28 protein-coding genes are annotated in these 20,635 nt (G+C 70.1%); 11 read left to right on the top strand and 17 right to left on the bottom strand.

Going from position 1 to position 20,635, the window contains the following annotated elements; translation table 11 throughout:
- Window positions 1-622, top strand: a 622-nt coding sequence (locus tag WU80_RS01415; protein WP_055405715.1) for an SAM-dependent methyltransferase, incomplete at its 5' end; no start/stop codon positions are given.
- A gap of 55 nt (window positions 623-677) precedes the next feature.
- Here the strand turns inward: WU80_RS01415 and WU80_RS01410 are convergent.
- Together WU80_RS01410 and WU80_RS01405 are read right to left on the bottom strand one after the other, a co-directional pair.
- Window positions 678-1,343, bottom strand: coding sequence for a GNAT family N-acetyltransferase (locus WU80_RS01410; protein WP_055401813.1), 666 nt, complete (start codon window positions 1,341-1,343; stop codon window positions 678-680).
- Window positions 1,344-1,352: 9 nt separating this feature from the next.
- A complete protein-coding gene (locus tag WU80_RS01405; RefSeq protein WP_055401920.1) occupies window positions 1,353-2,711 on the bottom strand; it encodes an FGGY-family carbohydrate kinase in 1,359 nt (452 codons plus the stop codon).
- Between the two features lie 30 nt (window positions 2,712-2,741).
- On the opposite strand from WU80_RS01405, the gene WU80_RS01400 reads away from it, so the two are divergent.
- From WU80_RS01400 to WU80_RS01385, 4 genes are read left to right on the top strand one after another with little or no spacing between them, the layout of a single operon-like run.
- Entirely contained in the window at window positions 2,742-3,722 is a 981-nt protein-coding gene (locus tag WU80_RS01400) for an NAD(P)-dependent oxidoreductase (RefSeq protein WP_055401921.1), read from the top strand.
- Complete coding sequence (locus WU80_RS01395; protein WP_055401815.1) at window positions 3,719-4,372, top strand: L-fuculose-phosphate aldolase; 654 nt, start codon at window positions 3,719-3,721, stop codon at window positions 4,370-4,372. Before WU80_RS01400 ends, WU80_RS01395 begins: the two co-directional genes overlap by 4 nt.
- Complete coding sequence (locus WU80_RS01390; protein WP_055401817.1) at window positions 4,372-5,256, top strand: MBL fold metallo-hydrolase; 885 nt, start codon at window positions 4,372-4,374, stop codon at window positions 5,254-5,256. Before WU80_RS01395 ends, WU80_RS01390 begins: the two co-directional genes overlap by 1 nt.
- A gap of 31 nt (window positions 5,257-5,287) precedes the next feature.
- A complete protein-coding gene (locus WU80_RS01385; RefSeq protein ID WP_055401923.1) occupies window positions 5,288-6,325 on the top strand; it encodes a dihydrodipicolinate reductase in 1,038 nt (345 codons plus the stop codon).
- On the opposite strand, the gene WU80_RS01380 is transcribed toward WU80_RS01385, so the two are convergent.
- Window positions 6,314-7,165 (bottom strand): helix-turn-helix transcriptional regulator, encoded by an 852-nt coding sequence (locus WU80_RS01380; protein ID WP_055401819.1) that lies wholly within the window; start codon window positions 7,163-7,165, stop codon window positions 6,314-6,316. The genes WU80_RS01385 and WU80_RS01380 overlap by 12 nt on opposite strands.
- A gap of 74 nt (window positions 7,166-7,239) precedes the next feature.
- Between WU80_RS01380 and WU80_RS01375 the strand changes: the two genes are divergently transcribed.
- Window positions 7,240-7,881 carry a class I SAM-dependent methyltransferase gene (locus tag WU80_RS01375; protein WP_369808476.1) on the top strand — a complete coding sequence of 214 codons (642 nt, stop codon included), beginning with the start codon at window positions 7,240-7,242 and terminating at the stop codon, window positions 7,879-7,881.
- Here WU80_RS01375 and WU80_RS01370 read toward each other — a convergent pair.
- Both WU80_RS01370 and WU80_RS01365 read right to left on the bottom strand, forming a co-directional pair.
- The gene (locus WU80_RS01370; protein ID WP_055401821.1) at window positions 7,878-9,110 is read right to left on the bottom strand and encodes a zinc-binding dehydrogenase; all 1,233 of its coding nucleotides are present in this window, start codon (window positions 9,108-9,110) and stop codon (window positions 7,878-7,880) included. The two genes, WU80_RS01375 and WU80_RS01370, sit on opposite strands and share 4 nt — an antisense overlap.
- On the bottom strand, window positions 9,107-9,868 hold the full coding sequence (locus tag WU80_RS01365; protein ID WP_055401822.1) for an SDR family oxidoreductase: 762 nt from the start codon (window positions 9,866-9,868) through the stop codon (window positions 9,107-9,109). Before WU80_RS01365 ends, WU80_RS01370 begins: the two co-directional genes overlap by 4 nt.
- Window positions 9,869-9,964: 96 nt before the next feature.
- Between WU80_RS01365 and WU80_RS01360 the strand changes: the two genes are divergently transcribed.
- The 3 genes from WU80_RS01360 to WU80_RS01350 are packed head-to-tail and all read left to right on the top strand — an operon-like array spanning window position 9,965 to window position 12,748.
- Window positions 9,965-10,906: a class I SAM-dependent methyltransferase gene (locus tag WU80_RS01360; protein WP_055401825.1), complete on the top strand. Its 942-nt coding sequence runs from the start codon at window positions 9,965-9,967 to the stop codon at window positions 10,904-10,906.
- Window positions 10,903-11,811 carry a class I SAM-dependent methyltransferase gene (locus WU80_RS01355; RefSeq protein WP_055401827.1) on the top strand — a complete coding sequence of 303 codons (909 nt, stop codon included), beginning with the start codon at window positions 10,903-10,905 and terminating at the stop codon, window positions 11,809-11,811. Before WU80_RS01360 ends, WU80_RS01355 begins: the two co-directional genes overlap by 4 nt.
- 22 nt (window positions 11,812-11,833) lie before the next feature.
- Entirely contained in the window at window positions 11,834-12,748 is a 915-nt protein-coding gene (locus tag WU80_RS01350) for a class I SAM-dependent methyltransferase (RefSeq protein WP_055401829.1), read from the top strand.
- Here WU80_RS01350 and sppA read toward each other — a convergent pair.
- Window positions 12,745-14,517 (bottom strand): signal peptide peptidase SppA, encoded by a 1,773-nt coding sequence (gene sppA / locus WU80_RS01345; protein WP_055401831.1) that lies wholly within the window; start codon window positions 14,515-14,517, stop codon window positions 12,745-12,747. The two genes, WU80_RS01350 and sppA, sit on opposite strands and share 4 nt — an antisense overlap.
- Window positions 14,518-14,556: 39 nt before the next feature.
- Between sppA and WU80_RS01340 the strand changes: the two genes are divergently transcribed.
- Entirely contained in the window at window positions 14,557-15,483 is a 927-nt protein-coding gene (locus WU80_RS01340; RefSeq protein ID WP_055401927.1) for an LLM class flavin-dependent oxidoreductase, read from the top strand.
- Here the strand turns inward: WU80_RS01340 and rplO are convergent, their stop codons facing one another.
- The 11 genes from rplO to WU80_RS01285 all read right to left on the bottom strand — a co-directional run bounded on the left by rplO (window position 15,484) and on the right by WU80_RS01285 (window position 20,434).
- Window positions 15,484-15,924: a 50S ribosomal protein L15 gene (rplO, locus tag WU80_RS01335; RefSeq protein ID WP_055401833.1), complete on the bottom strand. Its 441-nt coding sequence runs from the start codon at window positions 15,922-15,924 to the stop codon at window positions 15,484-15,486.
- Window positions 15,921-16,103 carry a 50S ribosomal protein L30 gene (rpmD, locus tag WU80_RS01330; protein ID WP_055401836.1) on the bottom strand — a complete coding sequence of 61 codons (183 nt, stop codon included), beginning with the start codon at window positions 16,101-16,103 and terminating at the stop codon, window positions 15,921-15,923. The genes rplO and rpmD overlap by 4 nt, the downstream gene beginning before the upstream one ends.
- Entirely contained in the window at window positions 16,100-16,768 is a 669-nt protein-coding gene (rpsE, locus tag WU80_RS01325; RefSeq protein ID WP_055401838.1) for a 30S ribosomal protein S5, read from the bottom strand. Before rpsE ends, rpmD begins: the two co-directional genes overlap by 4 nt.
- Window positions 16,769-16,800: 32 nt before the next feature.
- Entirely contained in the window at window positions 16,801-17,169 is a 369-nt protein-coding gene (rplR, locus tag WU80_RS01320; RefSeq protein WP_082459801.1) for a 50S ribosomal protein L18, read from the bottom strand.
- Window positions 17,170-17,210: 41 nt separating this feature from the next.
- Window positions 17,211-17,750 (bottom strand): 50S ribosomal protein L6, encoded by a 540-nt coding sequence (rplF, locus tag WU80_RS01315; RefSeq protein ID WP_055401841.1) that lies wholly within the window; start codon window positions 17,748-17,750, stop codon window positions 17,211-17,213.
- Between the two features lie 10 nt (window positions 17,751-17,760).
- A complete protein-coding gene (gene rpsH / locus WU80_RS01310) occupies window positions 17,761-18,159 on the bottom strand; it encodes a 30S ribosomal protein S8 (protein WP_055401845.1) in 399 nt (132 codons plus the stop codon).
- Between the two features lie 82 nt (window positions 18,160-18,241).
- Window positions 18,242-18,427 carry a type Z 30S ribosomal protein S14 gene (locus tag WU80_RS01305; protein ID WP_003873499.1) on the bottom strand — a complete coding sequence of 62 codons (186 nt, stop codon included), beginning with the start codon at window positions 18,425-18,427 and terminating at the stop codon, window positions 18,242-18,244.
- A gap of 4 nt (window positions 18,428-18,431) precedes the next feature.
- Window positions 18,432-18,995: a 50S ribosomal protein L5 gene (gene rplE / locus WU80_RS01300; protein ID WP_055401847.1), complete on the bottom strand. Its 564-nt coding sequence runs from the start codon at window positions 18,993-18,995 to the stop codon at window positions 18,432-18,434.
- 4 nt (window positions 18,996-18,999) lie between these two features.
- Window positions 19,000-19,317: a 50S ribosomal protein L24 gene (rplX, locus tag WU80_RS01295; protein ID WP_055401849.1), complete on the bottom strand. Its 318-nt coding sequence runs from the start codon at window positions 19,315-19,317 to the stop codon at window positions 19,000-19,002.
- Window positions 19,318-19,686: a 50S ribosomal protein L14 gene (gene rplN, locus WU80_RS01290; RefSeq protein WP_003403649.1), complete on the bottom strand. Its 369-nt coding sequence runs from the start codon at window positions 19,684-19,686 to the stop codon at window positions 19,318-19,320.
- 211 nt (window positions 19,687-19,897) lie between these two features.
- Window positions 19,898-20,434 carry a DinB family protein gene (locus WU80_RS01285; RefSeq protein WP_055401850.1) on the bottom strand — a complete coding sequence of 179 codons (537 nt, stop codon included), beginning with the start codon at window positions 20,432-20,434 and terminating at the stop codon, window positions 19,898-19,900.
- 69 nt (window positions 20,435-20,503) lie between these two features.
- Between WU80_RS01285 and WU80_RS26530 the strand changes: the two genes are divergently transcribed.
- Complete coding sequence (locus WU80_RS26530) at window positions 20,504-20,626, top strand: hypothetical protein (RefSeq protein ID WP_255353587.1); 123 nt, start codon at window positions 20,504-20,506, stop codon at window positions 20,624-20,626.
- Window positions 20,627-20,635: the final 9 nt, after the last annotated feature.

Raw genomic sequence — 20,635 nt, 5'->3', positions numbered from 1 at the left:
TGTGTATAAGAGACAGCGCCAGTCGGTGATCCTCGCGGCCGGCCTCGACGCCCGCGCCTACCGGTTGAGTTGGCCGCTCGGCAGCGTGGTCTACGAGGTGGACCAGCCCAAGGTCGTCGAGTTCAAGAGCGCCGCCATGGCGCAGCTGGGCGCCGCCCCGACCGCGGACCGGCGGACGGTCAGCGTCGATCTGCGTGACGACTGGCCGGAAGCGTTGCGGCGCAGCGGGTTTGACCCCGCGAAACCCACGTCGTGGAGTGCCGAGGGCCTGTTGATGTACCTGCCGCCCGAAGCCCAGGACAAGCTGTTCGACAACATCACCGAGCTCAGCGCGCCGGGCAGCAAGCTGGCCACCGAATTTCACGGCGATTCCGGCCGGACGATGACCGAGCGCGCCAAGCAGTTCAACCGGCGCTGGGCGAACATCGGCTGCGACATCGACCTCTCCGGGCTGTTCTTCGACGGCGAGCGCAGCAACGTCGTGGACTACCTGTCGGGCCACGGCTGGCAGGTCACCACCCGCGAGCGGCGGGAGTACTTCGCCGACTACGGGCTGACGTTCCCGCAGGGCGAGACGTCGCAGCTGCGCAACATCGTCACCGTCACCGCGACGCTGGGCTAGCTAGCTCGATGGCGGCGACCCGCCGCTTCCGGCTTCGCCGCGCTTGCGATCGCCGCTAACTGGGCCTGGCGGCCGGCGCCCGCACCACCATCGGCACGGCGGGGAAGCACCACGCCATCTCGGTGCGCGACTTGCGCAGCGCGGCGGTGCCGTAGCCCTTCTTGCGGTGCTCCGGGTGGATCCAGATGCGCACGTTCACCTCGCCGCCGAGCAGCTCGCCGAACACCATGCCGACCTTCTCGCCGGAATCGACGGCCACGAACCAGGCGGCCTCCTCGTCGTCGAGGCGCCCGAGCGCCGCGCTGATCTCGTCGTCGAGGTTGCCCGCCGGCCCGCCCGACCCGTCGCCGGCGGCGCCCATGTCCTCGGTGCGGGCGGCAAAGATGTCGCGATCCTTGTCGGCGGAGAAGGGCCGCAGCTCGAGCGTCTCCCCGGAGCTGGCCGGGCGCTCGCCGAGGGTGAAGCTGAGCTGTTTGTTCAGGTCCTCGAGTTCGGCCAGGATCTTGCGGCGCGAGTCGACCGTGAGCTGAGCGAACGACATCCCCATCACCGCTTCGGCGGCCAGGTGGGAGGTGTCGAGCAGCCGGACGATCGCCTCGACCGCGGCCGCGTTGTTCTCGGACTCGACCACGACGTCGGCGATTTCATGCCGCCGTTCAAGGGCTTTCAACAACGCATCGGCGATCTCGCGGCGGGCGGCTTTGCGGTCCTGGTCGGTCATTGCACCAGCCTAGAACGCCGCCCCGGGGAGCGCGCTACATCGGCGGTTTCCCAGTTCCAGGAACCGCTGATAGCGATCCTCGATCGGGGCGGCCCAGGCGGGGTCGGGTTCGACAACGCGCTCGGTGCGGGCCCAGCGGGCGGCGTCGGCGATCGAGGTTTCCAGGCCGGCCGCCATGCGCGCCAGGAACGCCGCGCCCAGCGCCGCCCCTTCCGGCACGGCGGATACCTCGACCGGCCGCCCGGTGGCGTCGGCGATGGCCCGCATCCACGGCGCGACGCGGGTTCCGCCGCCGGTGGCGACGATGCGCGCCGCCGGCGCCCCGCTCAGCTCGATGAGCTGGCGGACCACGAAGCCGGACGCCTCGTAGGCGGCCCGCCGCAGCGCGGCGGCGTCGTGGGTGAGGTCCAGGGCGTCGAGCATGGCCCGGCGATCCGGGTCGTGGAACGGGGTGCGTTCGCCGCGGATGTACGGCGACCACACCGGCACGTGCCCGGGCCGCGCGGCGGCCGGATCGCCGGGCGCGACGACGCGGTCCACCCAGCCGAGAAACAGCCCGCCGGCGTTGCTGGCCCCGCCGATCTGGCTCTTCCCCGCTGCGGTGTGGGGGATCGTCCACAGGCCGGGCACCTGCCGGGGCTCCGAGATGGTGGTCCACACGATCAAGGTGGTGCCGCACAGCACCAGCACGTCGCCGACGCGGTCGGCACCGGCCACGATCTGTTCGCACAGCGCGTCGATCGCGCCGATCGCCAGCGCCGCGCCGGTGCCGTGCACCTGCCCCACGGCGGCGCCCATGCTTTCCACCCGCGGCATCTGCTCGGGCCTCGCGCCGCGTTCGGCGCACGCCTCGGCATTCCAGCCGGTCCCCTCGAACAGCGGATACGCGGTGGCGGCGGTGGCGAAGTCGATCACCGCCTCGCCCGCCAGCGCGTGGTTGGCCACCGCCGGTGCCGGCCAGTACCCGGCCGCGCCCGGCGCCTGGGCCACGGTCCAGCGCAGGAATTCCGCGGCCTCCCCCAGCGCCGGCAGCGGCTGCGCCTCCTGTTGTGGCGTCCGACCCCGTTCGTCGCCGTACAGCAGCCCCGGTGTTGTCGGCACCCCCGCGGCGTCGACGGCCGTCAGCGACGGCACCATCGCGGAGACGGCCACCGCCCTGGCGTCCGGGCGGTCCAGCCGCGCGAGGGCGGCCAACGGCCCCCGCCGCCACGCCTGGTCGGCGTCGTGCTCGAGCCGGTTCGGCGCCGGCACCCGCAATTCGTGCGGGATCCGCGCCCGCGCCGTCACCCGGCCGTCGGCGTCCGCGGCGACCGCCTTGACCGCGGTGCTGCCGACGTCGATGCCGATTGTGACGCCATCACGTGACACGGGCGTCACCGTACGCCAGCATTGGGGTTCGTGACGTCAAGACCGCGCGCCCTGGTGACGGCCCCGCTGCGTGGGCCGGGGTTCGCCAAGCTGTCCGAGCTGGCCGACGTCGTCTACGACCCCTGGATCGAGCAGGCCCCGCTGCGGATCTACGGCGCCGAACAGCTGGCCGAGCGCATCGTGGCGGAGTCCGCCGATGTGGTTGTGGTGGAAGGTGACTCGGTGAGCGGGCCGGTGTTCGACCTGAACCTGCGCGCGATCGCGTCCACCCGCGGGGACCCGAACAACGTGGACATCGAAGGCGCCACCGCCGCCGGCATCCCGGTGCTCAACACCCCCGGCCGCAACGCCGACGCGGTCGCCGAGATGACGGTGGCGCTGCTGCTCGCGGCCACCCGTCAGCTGCTGCCCGCCGACTCGGATGTCCGTGGCGGCAACATCTTTCGCGACGGCAGCATCCCCTATCAGCGGTTCCGCGGCTGGGAGATCGCCGGGCTCACCGCCGGCCTGGTGGGCCTGGGTGCGGTCGGCCGCGCCACCGCCTGGCGGCTGTCCGGGCTGGGACTGCGGGTCATCGCCCACGACCCCTACAACGACGACGCCCGGCACGGCCTGGACGAGCTGCTGGACGAGGCCGACGTCGTCTCCATGCACGCCCCCGTCACCGACGACACCGCCGGCATGATCGGCGCCGAGCAGTTCGCCGCCATGCGCGACGGCGTGGTCTTCCTCAACACCGCCCGCGCCCAGCTGCACGACACCGACGCGCTGGTCGACGCGCTGCGCAGCGGCAAGGTGGCCGCCGCCGGCCTGGACCACTTCGTCGGCGAATGGCTGTCCCCGGATCACCCGCTGGCCGGGATGCCCAACGTGGTGCTGACGCCCCACATCGGCGGCGCCACGTGGAACACTGAGGCTCGGCAGGCGCAGATGGTGGCCGACGACCTGGAGGCGCTGCTGGCTGGCGGGACGCCCACCCACATCGTCAACCCGGAGGTGCTACGGCCATGAAATCGGTAGCCGACCCCGAGACCGCGGTGCTGGACGCGGCCAAGGACATGCTGCGCCGGGGGCTCGTCGAGGGAACCGCGGGCAACATCTCCGCGCGGCGCTCCGACGGCAACGTCGTCATCACGCCGTCGTCGGTCGACTATCGCGACATGCAACTCGACGACCTCGTCCTGATCGACCCGGACGGCGCCGTGCTGCACGCCGCGGACGGCCGCGCGCCGTCGTCGGAGATGCAGCTGCACCTGGCCTGCTACCGCGCGTTCGACGACATCGGCAGCGTCATCCACAGCCATCCGGTGTGGGCGACCATGTTCGCCATTGCGCACCAATCGATTCCGGCCTGCATCGACGAGTTCGCGGTGTACTGCGGCGGGGACGTCCGGTGCACCGACTACGCCGCGTCCGGCACGCCCGACGTCGGCGCCAACGCCGTCAAGGCGCTCGACGGCCGAGGTGCCGCGCTGATCGCCAACCACGGCCTGGTCGCCGTGGGGCCCCGACCGGACAAGGTGCTGCACATCACCGCGCTGGTCGAACGCACCGCCCAAATCGTCTGGGGCGCAAAGGCACTCGGCGGTCCCGTGCCCATCCCGGAGGACGTGAACCGCAACTTCGCCAGCGTCTACGGCTACCTGCGCAGCAACGCCTGATGCGCCCGGTCCGGTTCGGCCACGCGACCGTTTCGCGGGTGGCCGAACTCCAATTCGACTTGGGTGCACAATTTTTCCCGCACACGCCGCCGTCGGGCTGGCGGGACAACGCCGACCTGCTGGAGCCCGACTTCTTCGACCCCTCGACCGACCAGTGGCACATCGCGGTCCAAAGCTGGGTCATCGAGGTGGACGGGCTGACCGTCGTCGTGGACACCGGGGTCGGCAACGACCGCGAGCGCCCCCACATGCCGCCCCTGGACCACCTGAACACCGGGTTCCTGGCCGCGCTGGAGGCCGCGGGCATCGACCGCGCCGCCGTGGACGTGGTGGTCAACACCCACATCCACTCCGACCATGTCGGGTGGAACACCCGGCGCGAGAACGACGCGTGGGTCCCGACGTTCCCCAACGCGCGATATCTGGTGCCGGCCGCCGACTACCGTCACTTCAGCCCCGATGGGCCCGCCGGCCAAGACCCCGGTGACCAGCTGGTGTTCGCCGACAGCGTCGCGCCGGTCGACGCGGCGGGCCAGCTCGTCCAGTGGTCGGACGAACACCAGATCAGCCGGTCGCTGCGGCTGCGGGCCGCCCCCGGGCACACGCCCGGCTCCTCGGTGCTGTGGCTGGACGCGGGCCGGCCGGCGGTCTTCGTCGGCGACCTGACCCACAGCCCGCTGCAACTGCGTCGACCGGCCGACGCGTGCGCCTTCGACGTCGACGCGCCGGCCGCGGCCGTGACCCGCCGCCGGATCTTCACCGAAGCCGTCCAGACCAAGGCCGCCGTGATCCCCGCGCACTATCCCGGCCACGGCGGCGCCACGATCCGCGCCGTCGCCGATCAGTTCGACATCGACCGCTGGCTGGACTTCGAATCCCTCTGAGCCCGAGCCTCGCCGAGGTTACGGTGTGGGCATGGCGCCCTACCGAGTAGTCCAGTGGTCGACCGGCAACATCGGCAGCAGGGCGCTCGGCGTGCTGCTGGACCGCGACGACTTCGAGGTGGTGGGCGTGCACGCCTTCGGCCCGGACAAGGTGGGCCGCGACGCGGGCCTGCTGGCCGGCCGGGCCCCGGCCGGGGTGGCCGCGACCGACGACGCCGACGCGCTGATCGAGCTTCGGCCGGATTGCGTGAACTACATGCCCCGGGTCATCGACTACGAGCTGGTGCTCAGGATGCTGCGCTCCGGCATAAACGTCGTCACGACGGGCGATTTCCTGACCGGCACCCATCACCCGGTCGAGCTCCCGGCGCTGCAAGCGGCGGCGCGGGAGGGCGGCGCGACCTTTTTGGGCACCGGGTTCGAGCCGGGCTTCATCAACGTCGTCGCCGGCTTCCTCACCGGCGCGTGCCGCGAGGTCGACCACGTCAAGCTCGTCGAAACCCTGGACTGCACAACCTATCCCGTGTGGGACGTGTGGAAGGTGCTCGGCTTCGGCAAAACCCCCCGCGAACCGGTGACGCAAATCGACCCGGCGACACAACGATTCGGGTTGGGTTACTTCGAGACGCTGGACATGATCGCCGCCATGCTGGGCGTCGAACTCGACTTCAAGGACGCGTTCGTCGAGCCCGCGGTGTTGACCCGCGACCTGCACCTGGGCTGGGTGGACTTCGCGGCCGGCACCATCGGTGGCCAGCGCCGCACGTATCGCGGCCACCGCGGCGGCCGCCCCGTGGTCGAGCTGGCCATCTGCTGGACGATGAGCGACGACGCGCTCGACCCGCAATGGCCCGACCCCAAGGGCTTCAGCGTGGTGATCGAAGGCCGGCCACACGTCGACGCCACGATCCGGTTCGGCAAACCGGGCGAGGACGTGATGACGGTGTTGATGGACAGCACCGCCGTCGCGGCCGTCAACGCCATACCGTTCCTGTGCGACGCGCGGCCGGGTGTCATCACCCCGATCGACTTGCCCATCTCCGGTTCCAAAGGGGCACTAACGGTTTGAACCGCGCCATTCGCGCGGCGTGATGCCGTGCGTGCGGCCGAACAGCCGGCTGAAATAGCCGGGATCGCCGATGCCGACCCGCCTGGCCACCTCCGCGACCGGGAGCTCCGTCTGGGTCAGCAGCTCGCGGGCGGCCGCCATCCGGCGCTCGGCGATCCACTCCCCGACCGTCCGCCCGGTGCGGCTCCGCACGACCGTGGTCAGGTGCCCGGGCGTCATGCCGAGTTCGTCGGCCACGTCGCGTAGCGACAGCGGCTCCGCGTGCCGCCGGTCGATCACCTCGAACACCCCGGCCAGCAGCGGTTCGGCGCTGCGGCGCAACTCGGCCACCGCCGGGCCCGCCAGCCGCGCGAGGTCGATCAGCAACAGCGTCAGGTGCGCCAGGACCGCCTGGCGATAACCGTCCTGGCCGCCGGCCAGCTCGGCCTCGATCGACGCGATGGCGTTGTCCCACAAGGGCCGTCGGTCGTCGGGCAACTCGAGCCGCAGCACGCCGCCCGCGTGCCCGTGCAGGAACGGGAACAACAGCGGATGCGCCCGCCACGTCGGCCACGCCGACGCCGCGTCCTCGCCCAAGGCGGCGGGATCGAAGAACACCGCGACGCCGTCGTCGAGATGGAAGTCCTGCGCGGGGTCGAGCACCGCGCCCGCCGCCAGCACGTGCACCGCCCCGTCCGCGGGCACGTACCAGAGCGCCGGAAAGTCGTGGATGTGCCGGCCGCGTTCCCCGAGACCGGGCCCCGCTCGCAGCACCGCGACCGGGGGCGTGCCCGGGTCCGCCCGGTACTCGTAGACGGGCACGCCGCCGCGCTGGCTTACCATCCGCGCTAGCCGTGCCATATCCCCGAAGATAGTCCCATTAGTTCCGATAATCGACCAATTCTTCTGCGATGCAGGCGTTCACCATGGGTAATGTGACGAAACATCATCCACATGACTACCTGCCCGCCGCGGGCCACGACGCGCTGCTGCCCACCTATGACCTGTTGTCCCGCCTGCTGGGCATGAAGAAGGTCCAACGGGCCCTGATCGCGCAGGCCGAGATCACCGACGGTCAGCGCGTGCTGGAAATCGGCTGCGGGACGGGCAATCTGACCGTCCGTACCAAACGGTCTCATCCCACGGCCGAGGTGATCGGCTGCGACCCCGACCCGCGGGCGCTCGAGCGGGCGCGGCGAAAGACGAGCGAAGTCCGTTTCGACAGTGCTTACGCCGAACGGCTCCCGTACGCCGACGGCGAATTCGACCGCGTGCTGTCGTCGATGATGCTGCACCACATCGGCGAGGACGCGAAAAGCACCGCCGCGGCGGCGGAGGTTTTCCGGGTCCTGCGCCCCGGCGGCAGTCTGCACCTGGTGGACATCGGCGGCGAGCCGGCCGCCGAGCACGGCCTGGCGGCGCGGCTCATCAGGCGCAATCACCACGCGGCGGGCAACCTCGGCGACGCGATCCCCCGGCTGCTGCGCGGGGCGGGGTTCGAGTGCACGGAGGTGGCATCGATGCGGCACCGGGTCCTCGGGCGGCTGAACTACTACCGCGCCACCCGCCCCGCCTAGCGCAGGTCGAACGCGACCTTGACAGCGCCGCTGTCGGCCTGGTTGGCGATCGCCAGGAACGCGTCGCGCCACTGGTCGAGCCGAAAGGTGTGGGTCAGCATGGGGCGCAAGTCGATTCGGCCGCCGGCGGCCAGGTCGAGGTAGTGGGCGATGGCGTGCTTGCGCCGGCCCTCGACCTCCTCGACGCCGAACGCGTTCGACCCCACGAGGGCGATCTCCTTGAAATACAAGGGGCTCCACTCCCAGCGGCCGGGGGCGTGCACACCGGCCTTCACCAAGGTGCCCCGCGAGCGAAGCACCCGCACCCCCACTTCGAACGTCTCGGGTTTGCCGATGGTGTCGTAGACCACGTCGAGCGCGCCGGGGTGGGCCATCGGCAGCCCCAGCAGCGGCTGCCGCAGCCGCCCGCCGCCCCAGGCGACCAGCTGCTCGATCAGGTCCAGCCGCGGTTCGTGCGCCAGCACCTTGGCGGCCCCGAACCGCCGGGCCAGCTCGGCCTGCGCACCGAAGCGCGCCACCACGGCGACGGCCACGTCCGGGTAGAGCGCCCGCAGGATCGCCACCGCACACAACCCCAGCGAGCCGGCCCCGTACACCAGGGCGCGGCCGCCGCGCGGCGGCGGGTGGCGGGTGATCGCGTGCAGGGACACCGAAAACGGGTCGGCGAACACGGCCATCTCGTCCGGAATCGCGTCCGGCACCCCGAACAGCATGCTGTCGTGGGCGGGCATCAGCTCGGCGTAACCGCCCGTCACGTCGGCGGACACCCCGGTGTGGATGCCGGCCTTGATGTCGCCGTCGGTGAAGCTCCAGCACAGGCTGTAGTCGCCGTCCTCGCATGCCGGACACGGCGGCTCGATGCCGCGGGGGCCGCAGGACAGCCACGGGTTGAGCACCACCCGCTGCCCCACCTCGAGGCCGCGGGCCCTAGGCCCGAGCGCCACCACGTCGGCGACCACCTCGTGGCCCATGACCTGCGGGAAGGAGCAGAAACAGGACATCGCGTTGTCGGCGTCGCCCTCGCCGAAATCCATCAGGATCTGCTTGGAATCCGAGCCGCAGATGCCGGTCAGCCGCGGCCGGGTGAGCACCCAATCGTCGTGCGGCAGTTGGGGATCCGGCACGTCGCGCAGCGCGGTCGGGGTGCGGCCCAGGTTCGTCGTGAGCGTGTTCGCGCCCTCGGGCACCTCGACGGGCTCCGGCGCGACGCCGTACACCAGCGCCTTCATCGCGGCGCCATCCCGGCCGCTCCCGCGATGTACGCATCGAGATCGGCGTTCTTGGCGTCGACGACCGCCTTCAGGTCGGGCACGTAGTGCTCGAAACCGTCACCCTCCAGGGCCGCGATGATGCCGTCGGCCACCTCGTCCGCGGGCACCTTGGGGCCCTGGTAGAGCGGCTCCTCACTGCCGGGCCGGTCCCAGATCTCGGTGTCGACCGGGCCCGGCTCGATCAGCTTCACCGACACCCCGGAGCCGTGCAGGTCCACGGCCATCGCCTCGCTCCACCCGCACAATGCGAACTTGCTTGCGCAGTAGGCGGATTCGTGGATGATTCCGAGCCGACCGCCGACGCTCGACACGTTGACGATCATCCCCGATCCGCGCGCCAGCATCCGCGGCAACAGCGCCAGCGTCAGCCGCATCGGGGCGAAGAAGTTCACCCGCATGACGTGCTCGACTTCGTCGGGCTGCAGCGCGGCAACGGGCCGCCGCTTGGGGACGGCGGCGTTGTTGATCAGCACGTCGATGCCGCCGAGCGCCTCCCAAGCCTGGGCGGCCAGGTCCTGCAGCGCCGCGGTGTCGGCCAGGTCGGCCACCCACATCGCCGAGGACGGCGAGGTCCGCCGGCACTCGGCCAGCACCTGTCCGAGCCGGTCCCGGCGCCGCGCGACGAGCCCCACCACCGCGTGCCGCCCGGCCAGCTTGCGCGCCAGCGCGGCCCCCAGCCCCGACGAAGCGCCCGTGATCAGCACCCGATCGCTCATCAGTCAAGGTTGCCGCGAAACGCGGGAAGCGTACAGTGGTAGCAGCTTGTTATATCGACTAAATATTAGATGGACTAGTTCTGAACAGGGGCAAACATGACTTCCACCAGGTATGAGGGCGACACCTGGGACCTGGCCTCCAGCGTCGGGGTGACCGCGACGATGGTGGCCGCGGCCCGCGCGGTGGCGACCCGCGCCGAGCGTCCGCTGATCAACGACCCGTTCGCCGAGCCGCTGGTCCGGGCCGTCGGCGTGGAGCTGCTCACCCGGCTCGCGACCGGCGAAGTGAACCCGGACGAGCTGAACGACGTGCACGACGGCTCCACCGGTTCGGCCGGCGCGATGTCGCGGATGGCCGACAACATGGCGGTGCGCACCAAGTTCTTCGACGAGTTCTTCCTGGACGCGGCGGGGGCGGGCATCAAACAGGCGGTGATCCTGGCCTCGGGGCTGGACGCCCGGGCCTACCGGCTGACGTGGCCCGCCGGGACCGTCGTCTACGAGGTGGACCAGCCGCAGGTGATCGAGTTCAAGTCGCGCACCCTGGCCGAGCTGGGCGCCGCACCCACCGCCGACCGGCGGGTGGTGGCCGTCGACCTGCGCGACGACTGGCCCGCCGCGTTGCGCGCCGCCGGGTTCGACCCGGCGCAGCCGACCGCGTGGAGCGCCGAGGGCCTGCTCGGTTACCTGCCGCCGGAGGCGCAGGACCGGTTGCTGGACACCATCACCGAACTCAGCGCGCCGGGCAGCCGGCTGGCGACCGAGAGCGCGCCCAACCGCGAGCCCGGTGACGAGGAGAAGCTGAAGGAACGCATGCAGCGCATTTCCGAGCGCTGGCGCGCGCACGGTTTCGAGCTGGACATGGCGGGGCTGGTCTACTTCGGGGAGCGCAACGAGGCGGCCGCCTACCTCAGGGATCGTGGGTGGGCGCTGGAAGTGGTCAGCATCCGAGAGCTGTTCGCGGCCAACGACCTTCCGCCCCTGGATGGAGACGACACTCGCATGGGCGACATGCTCTACGTGAGCGGCACGCGATGAGCGTGGGACGTAGCGAAGGCGACAGCTGGGGCCCCGCGTCCAGCGTGGGTGCCACGGCCACCATGGTCGCGGCGTCGCGCGCGGTGGCCTCGCAGGGACCCGATCCGCTGCTCGACGACCCGTTCGCCGATCCGCTGGTGCGCGCGGTCGGCCTGGAGCCCTTCATCCGCATCGTGGACGGGCAGGTCGATTTCGAGGACGACCCGCTGTTCAATCGCAAGGCGCGGGCCGAACAGATCACGGTTCGCACCCGCTTCTTCGACGACTTCTTCATCGGCGCCACCAAAGCCGGTGTGCGCCAGGCGGTGATCCTGGCGAGCGGGCTGGACACCCGGGCCTACCGGCTGGGCTGGCCGGCGGGCACCGTCGTCTACGAGATCGACCAGCCACAGGTCATCGCCTTCAAGACCGACACGCTGGCCGGCCTCGGCGCCGCCCCGACCGCCGAGCGCCGCACGATCGCGATCGATCTGCGCGACGACTGGCCTGCGGCGCTGCGCGAGGGCGGGTTCGACGTTGCCCAGCCGACGGCGTGGAGCGCGGAGGGGCTGCTCCCCTACCTGCCGCCCGAGGCCCAGGACCGGTTGTTCGACAACATCACCGCGCTCAGCGCGCCGGGCAGCCGGCTGGCCACCGAGCACGTGCCGGATCCCAATGTGTTCTCCGACGAGCGGTTGCGACGCATCAGCGAACGGTGGCAGCGCTTCGGTTTCAACCTCAACGCGGCCGACCTGTTCTACCGCGGCGAGCGCAACGTCGTCGTCGACTACCTGCAGACGCACGAATGGCAGGTCACCACCTATCCCGCCCGGGAGTTGTACGCGCAGAACGGGTTCGACTTTCCCGAGGACGAGATGTCGGCAACCTTCGGCGAGTTGAGCTACGTCGCCGCAACGTACAAGTAGCGGGTTGGCTAGGGTTTCGGCTATGTCACGCGCTCACGACGACGAGTGGGATCTGGCGTCCAGTGTGGGCGCGACCGCGACCATGGTGGCCGCCGGTCGCGCCATGGCGACCCGCGATCCCCGCGGCCTGATCCACGACCCCTTTGCCGAACCGCTGGTTCGCGCGGTGGGGGTGGACTTTTTCACCAAGATGATGGACGGCGAGCTCGACCTGGAAGCGATCGAGAACGCTTCGACGGTGCGCATGCAGGCGATGGTCGACGGAATGGCGGTGCGCACCAAGTACTTCGACGACTATTTCATCAACGCCACCGACGGCGGGATCCGGCAAGTCGTGATCCTGGCATCCGGCCTGGATTCGCGCGCCTACCGGTTACCGTGGCCGGACGGCACGGTGGTCTACGAGATCGACCAGCCGCGCGTGATCGACTTCAAGTCGGGCACGCTGGCCGGCATCGGTGCCGAACCGACCGCGACGCGGCGCACCGTGCCGATCGACCTGCGCGCCGACTGGCCGACCGCCCTGAAAGCCGCCGGGTTCGACACGACGGCACCGACCGCGTGGCTGGCCGAGGGGCTGCTGATCTACCTGCCGCCCGAAGCCCAGGACCGGTTGTTCGACAACATCACCGCGCTCAGCGCGCCCGGCAGCACGGTCGCGACCGAATTCGTGCCCGGCATCATCGATTTCGACGCCGAGCGGGTGCGCGAGATGTCCGGCTCGTTTCGCGACCACGGCGTGGACATCGACATGGCGTCGCTGGTCTACGCCGGCGAGCGCAACCACGTGGTGGACTACCTGAGTTCCAAGCGGTGGAAGGTCGAAGGGATCACCCGAACGGAACTGTTTGCGCGCAACGGCATCGAGGCGCCACCCCCCGAGAACGACGACCCGCTCGGCGAGATCATCTTCATCAGCGGCGGGCTTACCGGCTAGAACCGCGCCTGCCCCGGCCACAGCGCGCTGGCGCCGTTGACGCTCTGTTCGACGTTGTCCCGGATGCCGGCGAGCGTGCGGCCCAGCAGGGCGGCCAGCGCGTCCGACACCGACGCGGCGGCCGGCTGCGACGAGGCGCGTGGCCGCACCATGTCCAGCAGCGACGAGCTCGGATAGTTGACGATGCGGACCTCGTCGTCCTGGTCCAGCCCGGCCAGCACCTTGGCCCGGCGCACCGCCGTGCGCAAGCCGCCGAGTTCGTCGACCAGGCCGCGCTCGAGGGCATCGGCGCCGGTCCAAATCCGCCCCTGCGCAACACGATCGGCGGCCTCGGCCGTCAGGTTGCGCGCCTCGGCGACCCGCTGCACGAAGTCGGCGTAGAACAGGTCGGCCTCCGCCTCGCGATGGGCCTGCTGCTCCGGCGTGAACGGCGCGTCGATCGACCAGACGTCGGCATTGGCGTTGGTGCGCACGGTGTCCGAACCGACCCCCAACCGCTCCAACAGGTCCCGGATCACCAGCTTGCCGGTGATCACCCCGATCGAGCCGGTCACCGTCGCGGGGTTGGCGACGATGGCGTCGGCGCCCATCGAGACGTAATAGCCGCCGGAGGCCGCCACCGCGCCCATGGACGCGACCACCGGCTTGCCGCGCTTGCGGGCCCTGGTCACCTCGCGCCAGATGCTCTCGGACGCGGTGATCGTCCCGCCGGGACTGTTCACCCGCAACACGATCGCGGACACCGAGTCGTCGGCGGCGGCCTGGCGCAGCGCCGCGCCGATGGTGTCGCCGCCGGCGGTGGCGGTGCCCAACGGCAGGAACTGGGGTCCGCCGCGCCCGTCGACGATCATGCCGTCGAGCGTGATGACGGCCAGCGTCGGCTTGGGCCGGCGGCCGGGAACCGACGGCCGGGGCGGGGCCAGCCGCGAACGGGCGGCGCCGGCGTAGCGCGCCAGGTACAGCCGCGGCGGCTCGGTGTCGTCCGAAACATCCTTCACGCCAACCAGTTCCGCGATCCGGGCGTAGGCCTCGTCGCGGAACCCGATCCGGTCGAGCAGCCCGGCGCTCACGGCGTCGTCGCGCAACAGCGGCGCGCGGTTGGCCAGCGTGTCCAGCGCGCCGGGGTCGAGCTTGCGGGCTTCGGCGATGGCCTGCCACGCCTGCTGCTGCAGGCTTTCCAGCATGCGGGTGACGGCCTCGCGGTGCGCGGTCGTGAAGCCGTGCTCGGTGAAACGGTTTGCCGCCGACTTGTATTGGCCGCGCGCGACGAATTGCGGTTCGATCCCCGCCTTGTCGAACGCGTCGCGCAGGAAGGTGGCGTTGCTCGCGAAACCGATCAGCCCGACGCTTCCCGACGGCTGCATCCAGACCTCGTTGAACGCCGAGGCCAGGTAGTAGGACAGCGTGCCCGGGTAGGTTTCGGCCCACGCCAGCGAGGGCTTGGCGGCGCTGAACGCGGTGACCGCCTCGCGCAACTCCTGCACCGCCGCGGGCGGCGAGGCGGCCAGTTGCACGCGGGCGATCAGCCCGGCGACGCGCGGGTCCTCGGCCGCGCGGTGGATGGCGGCGACCGCGTCGCGCAGCGTCATCGGCCTGCCGCCGCCGAAGATCGCCAGCGGGTCGAACCCCGTCGCCTCGGGCGGCGCCGAACGCAGGTCGAGTTCGAGCACGCAGCCGTTGGGTACGCCGTGGTGGCGGGCGGTGTCGACGCGCCCGGCCAGCGCGCGGACGTCGTCGACCCCGGGAAACGAGGGCAGGAAGGCGAACATGTTCGCAGCCTACCGACACCGCCGCCGTACGGTGGTGGGGTGAGGTTCTCCATCGCCATCCCCCAATTCGATTACGACGGGTTCGACGGAGAGGGCCTGCGGGATTACCTGGTCCGGGCCGAGGATCTGGGGTTCGAGGGCGGCTGGGTGCTCGAGCAGATCGTCGGCGAGGCACCGCTGCTGGCGCCCCTGGAGCTGCTGGCCTACTGCGCGGCCTGCACCCGGCGGCTGCGCCTGGGGGTCGCCGTGCTGGTGACGTCGCTGCACGACCCGCTGCAGCTGGCCTCTTCGGTGACCGCCGTCGACCGGCTGAGCCACGGCCGGCTGGATCTCGGCGTCGGAACCGGTGGCGGCTTCCGCAGGTTCGCCGCGTTCGGCGTCGAAAAGGACACGTACATCTCGTATTTCACCGAGGGGCTGAAGCTGATGAAGGCGGCCTGGTCCGACGAACCGCGGGTGAGTTTCCACGGCCGATTCCGCGACGTCGACGACCTACCGATCGCACCCAAGCCGGTGCAACGGCCGCACCCGCCCATCTGGTTCGGCGGCCTGGCGCCCAGGGCCCTGGCCAGGGCGGTGCGCCACGGCGACTCGTTCCTGGGCGCCGGTTCGTCGACCACCGAGGCCTTCGCCGGGGCCGTCGCCGTGGTGCGCCGCGAACTCGACGAACAGCAAAAGGACGCAGCGCATTTCACCATCGGCAAGCGCGTCTACCTGATGGTCGACGACGACGCCGCGCGGGCCCGCGAGCGGGTGCTCGCCGGGCTGCGGCGGATCTACGGCAAGATGCCGGGCGTCGAAGACGTCCCGGTGTCGGGCACACCCGACGACGTCGCGCGCGGGCTGCGGGAGGTGATCGACGTTGGCGCCGAATACCTGCTGCTCAATCCCGTCGGCGTCGACGTCGACGAGAACCGGGAGCAGATGGAACGCCTTGCCGCGGAGGTCATTCCGCGGCTCGGCTGATCAGAGCTCGGTGACCGATCCGCCGGCGGCGGTGATCTTCTCGCGGGCGCTGCCGCTGAACTTGTGCGCGGTGAGGTCGACCTTGACGGTCAGCTTGCCGTCGCCGAGGACCTTGACCAACGCGTTCTTGCGGACCGCGCCCTTGGCCACCAACTCGTCCACGCCGATGGAGCCGCCCTGCGGGAAGAGCCGGTTGATGTCGCCGACGTTGACGATCTCGTATTCGGTGCGGAACCGGTTCCGGAATCCCTTGAGCTTGGGCAGCCGCATGTGAATCGGCATCTGCCCACCCTCGAAGGTGGCCGGCACGTTCTTGCGGGCCTTGGTGCCCTTGGTGCCACGGCCGGCGGTCTTGCCCTTCGAGCCCTCACCGCGACCGACGCGGGTGCGGGCGGTCTTCGAGCCGGGCGCGGGCTTCAGATCGTGCAGCTTGATGGTCACTTGGCCTCCTCCACCTCGACGAGGTGATTGACCACCGCGATCAGGCCGCGGGTCTGTGGGTTGTCCTCACGGATCACCGAATGGCGGATCCGTCGCAGCCCCAGGGTGCGCAGGCTCTCCCGCTGCTTCCAGCGGGCCCCGATGGTGCTACGCACCTGGGTGATCTTCAACTGGCTCATTGCGGTGCCGTTCCCTCGCGCGCGGCACTGGCGGCCAGCGCTTCACTTTCACGTCGTGCCCGCAGCATTCCGGCCGGGGCGACGTCCTCGATGGGCAGTCCGCGCCGGGCGGCCACCTCCTCGGGCCGCTGCAGCAGCTTGAGCGCGGTGACGGTGGCGTGCACCACGTTGATCGCGTTGTCGCTGCCCAGCGACTTGGCCAGGATGTCGCGCACGCCAGCGCATTCCAGCACCGCACGCGCCGCGCCGCCGGCGATCACACCGGTACCGGGGCTGGCCGGGCGCAACAGCACCACGCCGGCGGCCGCCTCACCCTGCACCGGGTGCGTGATGGTGCCGCCGATCAGCGGCACCCGGAAGAAGCCCTTGCGCGCCTCTTCCACGCCCTTGGCGATGGCGGCCGGAACTTCCTTGGCCTTGCCGTAGCCGACGCCGACCATGCCGTTGCCGTCGCCCACGATGACCAGTGCGGTGAAGCTGAAGCGCCGACCACCCTTGACCACCTTGGAGACACGGTTGATGGCGACGACCCGCTCCAGGTAGTTGCTCTTGTCGCCGTCGCGGTCGCGGCCACCACGCCCGCCGCCGTCGCGCCGACCGCGGTTGTCGCGGTTGTCGCGGTTGTCGCCGCGGGCCTCAGGGCCGCCGGCCGACTGTTCCGCCATTATGCGGTCCTTCCGGTCTGGTTCTCGGTCATCTAGAAACTCAATCCGTTCTCGCGCGCGGCATCGGCCAGCGCCGCGATCCGTCCGCCGTAGGTGTACCCGCCGCGGTCGAACACCACGGTGTCGATGCCGGCGGCCTTGGCACGCTCGGCGATCAGCTGGCCCACCCGCACGCTGCGGGCCTTCTTGTCGCCGTCCAGGCCGCGCACGTCGTCCTCGATCGAGGACGCGGCGGCCACCGTGGTGCCGTTCTCGTCGTTGACCAGCTGCACGTGGATGTGTCGCGCGGAGCGGTTGATGACGAGGCGGGGGCGCTCGGGCGTGCCCGCGATCTTCTTGCGCAGCCGGGCGTGCCGACGCAGCCGGGAGACCCGACGCGTTGCGGATACGCTCTGCCCCACCGGCTTTCGCGCGGCGGTGTCAGCTTGTTTTTGCGCCATGACTACTTACCTGTCTTTCCGACCTTGCGGCGGATCTGCTCGCCCTCGTAGCGCACGCCCTTGCCCTTGTACGGGTCGGGACGGCGCAGGCGGCGGATGTTCGCCGAGATCTGGCCGACCTTCTGCTTGTCGATACCGGTGATCGAGAACTTCGTCGGCGACTGGACCGCGAACGTGATGCCCTCGGGCGCCTCGATGACCACGGGGTGGCTGTAACCCAGCGCGAACTCGAGGTTGGCGCCCTTGAGCTGCACGCGGTAACCGACGCCGAAGATCTCCATCTTGGTGGTGTAGCCCTCGGTCACGCCGGTGACCAGGTTGGACACCAGGGTGCGCGACAGCCCGTGCAGCGAGCGGTTGCGCCGCTCGTCGTTGGGACGGGTGACCACGATCGCGCCGTCCTCGTTGCGCGCCACCGTGATCGGTTCGGCGACCGTCAGATTAAGGCTGCCCTTGGGCCCCTTCACCGAGACCTGCTGGCCCTCGATCGTTACGTCGACTCCGGCGGGAACCGGAACCGGCTGCTTACCAATGCGCGACATGTCTATCCCCTCACCACACGTACGCGAGGACTTCGCCGCCCACGCCCTGTCTGGCTGCCTGACGATCGGTCAACAGGCCCGAGGAGGTCGAGATGATCGCCACGCCCAGGCCGCCGAGCACGCGCGGCAGGTTGGTGGATTTCGCATACACCCGCAGGCCGGGCTTGGACACCCGCCGCAACCCGGCGATGCTGCGCTCCCGGCTGGGGCCGTACTTGAGCTGGACGACCAGCGACTTGCCGACCCGGGCGTCTTCCGTCCGGTAGTCGGTGATGTAGCCCTCGGCCTTGAGGATCTGGGCGATGTTGGCCTTGATCTTCGAGTGCGGCAACGTCACCTCGTCGTGATACGCCGAATTGGCGTTGCGCAGACGTGTCAAGAAGTCTGCGATCGGGTCCGTCATCGTCATGACAGCGTTGGTACCTTCCTCGCGGTGGTTCCCGGTCCGGGCCTGTCGCGCGCCTGTTCTGGGTTGGTCTTGGGGTCCTGGATTACCAGCTGCTCTTTTGCACGCCGGGCAGTTCGCCCGCGTGCGCCATCTCGCGCAGGCAGATCCTGCACAGGCCGAACTTGCGGAAGACCGCGCGCGGCCGGCCGCACTTGTTGCAGCGCGTGTAGCCGCGCACCGCGAACTTCGGTTTGCGTGCGGCCTTGTTGACCAGTGCCTTCTTCGCCATCTGCTCAGTTCTCCTTGAAGGGAAAGCCGAGGGCCCGCAACAGCGCTCGTCCTTCGTCGTCGGTCGTCGCCGAGGTGACGACGTTGATGTCCATGCCGCGAACCCGGTCGATCTTGTCCACGTCGATCTCGTGGAACACCGACTGCTCGGCCAGGCCGAAGGTGTAGTTGCCGACACCGTCGAACTGCTTGGGCGACAGGCCGCGGAAGTCGCGGATACGCGGCAGCGCGATCGAGGTGAGGCGGTCCAGGAACTCCCACATCCGGTCGCCGCGCAGGGTGACCCGCGCGCCGATCGGCATGCCCTCACGCAGTTTGAACTGCGCGATCGACTTGCGCGCGCGACGAATCTCGGGGCGCTGCCCGGTTATCAGGCTCAGGTCGTTGACCGCGCCGTTGATCAGTTTCGCGTCGCGTGCCGCGTCGCCGACACCCATGTTGACGACGACCTTGGTCACCGTCGGGATCTGCATGACGTTGGCGTAGCCGAACTGCTGCTGCAGCGAATCGCGAATCTCGTTGCGGTAGCGCTCTTTCAGGCGCGGCTGCACTTTTTCTGCTGTGGTCATGGCCTCAGATGTCCTTGCCGTTGCGCTTGGAGATGCGGACCCGCTTGCCGGTCTCCTCGTCGACGCGGTAGCCGATGCGAGCGGGCTTGCCGTCGGAGTCGACCACCATCACGTTGGAGACGTGGATCGGGGCTTCCTGCGTGACGATTCCGCCCGACTGCGCCCCGCGCTGGTTGGTCGAGATCGCGGTGTGCTTCTTGATCCGGTTGACGCCTTCGACCAGCACGCGGTTGCGGTCGGGGTAGGCCTGCAGCACCTTGCCCTTGGCACCCTTGTCCTTGCCGGCGATGACCAACACGGTGTCGCCCTTGCGGACCTTCATTTACAAAACCTCCGGGGCGAGCGAGATGATCTTCATGAACCGCTTCTCGCGCAGCTCGCGGCCGACGGGGCCGAAAATGCGCGTGCCGCGCGGGTCGTTGTCCGGCTTGATGATCACCGCGGCGTTCTCGTCGAACTTGATGTAGCTGCCGTCCGGGCGGCGGCGCTCCTTGACCGTGCGCACCACCACGGCCTTGACGACGTCCCCGCGCTTGACGTTGCCGCCGGGTATGGCGTCCTTGACGGTGGCGACGATGACGTCACCGATGCCGGCGTAGCGTCGCGACGAACCGCCGAGCACCCGGATGCACAAGATCTCCTTGGCGCCGGTGTTATCGGCGACCTTCAGCCGCGATTCCTGCTGAATCACTCGATCTCCTGACCTGGTTGCGTGTGCACGGCAGGAGGCAAGCCACAGCCCACCAAAAAACCTGACATGCGCGGTCTTTGTCACCGAAGGGCACGCGGGGCCGATTCGCACCGGCCGAGGTCTGCCCAAGGCAACCCCTAGAGTCTAGGGGACGACCAGCTCAGAGCCAAATTCGCGACCGAAGCGGGAGCGACCTGGCCGCGAGGCGGCTTCAGCGAGCCGTTTCCCCGATTCTCCGGATATCGGCGAGGTGATGCACGCCCTCGTGCATCGCCTGGCGGACCAGCCAGCGGGCGGTGCGCCGCTCCCCCGGTAGCCGGGTCCCGGTGCGGTCCCAGCCGTCGTCCGCAATGCGCGCGATTTCGTCGCGAAATCCCGCCGCGGCGGCCGCCAGCTCGCCCAGCGTGGCGTCGATGTCGCAGTCGTTGTAGCGGAAGCGGCGGGCCCGCAGGTCGTTGAGCATCGGCTCCCACGCGGGCCGGTCCTCGGTACGGACGCGGTGCAGCCGGATGGTGAAGCTGACGTAGACGTCGCGCAGGTGGCAGAGGTACTCGGCGACCGACCACACGCCGGTGCCGGGCCGCACACGTCGCACCGCGGGCGGGATCGCGGACACGGCCGCGCGCACCCGCTCCGGCAGGGCGGCGATGACGCCGACCGCTTCGTCGGGCGGGATGTCGGAATAGCTCAGCCCACAATCGGCGCAGACGTAATCTTCGCCGGCCAGCGGGGGCAGCGACGCGGACATGGAGCAATCATCCTGTGTCTGTGCGGAAACCGCCGCGGGAAATCCCGGCCGGGCGTTAAGATTTCGCCCATGACCAGGGGGAAGAAGGTTCTGTTCGCGCTGCTGCTCGCGTTCGCCGTCTCGACGACTTCGGTGAGCTGCACACCCACCGTGATCACCTGCCCCGCGGGCGGCGGCCCGGTCGGCTGCTGAATCACGACC

This window comes from Mycobacterium sp. UM_11, from assembly GCF_001414075.1.
Taxonomy (GTDB): Bacteria; Actinomycetota; Actinomycetes; order Mycobacteriales; family Mycobacteriaceae; genus Mycobacterium.
This window is presented reverse-complemented; position numbering and strand designations above follow the sequence as displayed.

Excerpts from the sequence above, each read along its gene's own strand:
- WU80_RS01410 (WP_055401813.1), bottom strand. The coding sequence starts at position 1,343 with ATGACCGACCAGGACCGCAAAGCCGCCCGCCGCGAGATCGCCGATGCG.
- WU80_RS01395 (WP_055401815.1), top strand. The coding sequence starts at position 3,719 with ATGAAATCGGTAGCCGACCCCGAGACCGCGGTGCTGGACGCGGCCAAG.
- WU80_RS01390 (WP_055401817.1), top strand. The coding sequence starts at position 4,372 with ATGCGCCCGGTCCGGTTCGGCCACGCGACCGTTTCGCGGGTGGCCGAA.
- WU80_RS01385 (WP_055401923.1), top strand. The coding sequence starts at position 5,288 with ATGGCGCCCTACCGAGTAGTCCAGTGGTCGACCGGCAACATCGGCAGC.
- WU80_RS01380 (WP_055401819.1), bottom strand. The coding sequence starts at position 7,165 with ATGGCACGGCTAGCGCGGATGGTAAGCCAGCGCGGCGGCGTGCCCGTC.
- WU80_RS01370 (WP_055401821.1), bottom strand. The coding sequence starts at position 9,110 with ATGAAGGCGCTGGTGTACGGCGTCGCGCCGGAGCCCGTCGAGGTGCCC.
- WU80_RS01365 (WP_055401822.1), bottom strand. The coding sequence starts at position 9,868 with ATGAGCGATCGGGTGCTGATCACGGGCGCTTCGTCGGGGCTGGGGGCC.
- WU80_RS01360 (WP_055401825.1), top strand. The coding sequence starts at position 9,965 with ATGACTTCCACCAGGTATGAGGGCGACACCTGGGACCTGGCCTCCAGC.
- WU80_RS01355 (WP_055401827.1), top strand. The coding sequence starts at position 10,903 with ATGAGCGTGGGACGTAGCGAAGGCGACAGCTGGGGCCCCGCGTCCAGC.
- WU80_RS01350 (WP_055401829.1), top strand. The coding sequence starts at position 11,834 with ATGTCACGCGCTCACGACGACGAGTGGGATCTGGCGTCCAGTGTGGGC.
- sppA (WP_055401831.1), bottom strand. The coding sequence starts at position 14,517 with ATGTTCGCCTTCCTGCCCTCGTTTCCCGGGGTCGACGACGTCCGCGCG.
- rpmD (WP_055401836.1), bottom strand. The coding sequence starts at position 16,103 with ATGAGCCAGTTGAAGATCACCCAGGTGCGTAGCACCATCGGGGCCCGC.
- rpsE (WP_055401838.1), bottom strand. The coding sequence starts at position 16,768 with ATGGCGGAACAGTCGGCCGGCGGCCCTGAGGCCCGCGGCGACAACCGC.
- rplF (WP_055401841.1), bottom strand. The coding sequence starts at position 17,750 with ATGTCGCGCATTGGTAAGCAGCCGGTTCCGGTTCCCGCCGGAGTCGAC.
- rpsH (WP_055401845.1), bottom strand. The coding sequence starts at position 18,159 with ATGACGATGACGGACCCGATCGCAGACTTCTTGACACGTCTGCGCAAC.
- WU80_RS01305 (WP_003873499.1), bottom strand. The coding sequence starts at position 18,427 with ATGGCGAAGAAGGCACTGGTCAACAAGGCCGCACGCAAACCGAAGTTC.
- rplE (WP_055401847.1), bottom strand. The coding sequence starts at position 18,995 with ATGACCACAGCAGAAAAAGTGCAGCCGCGCCTGAAAGAGCGCTACCGC.
- rplX (WP_055401849.1), bottom strand. The coding sequence starts at position 19,317 with ATGAAGGTCCGCAAGGGCGACACCGTGTTGGTCATCGCCGGCAAGGAC.
- WU80_RS01285 (WP_055401850.1), bottom strand. The coding sequence starts at position 20,434 with ATGTCCGCGTCGCTGCCCCCGCTGGCCGGCGAAGATTACGTCTGCGCC.
- WU80_RS26530 (WP_255353587.1), top strand. The coding sequence starts at position 20,504 with ATGACCAGGGGGAAGAAGGTTCTGTTCGCGCTGCTGCTCGCGTTCGCC.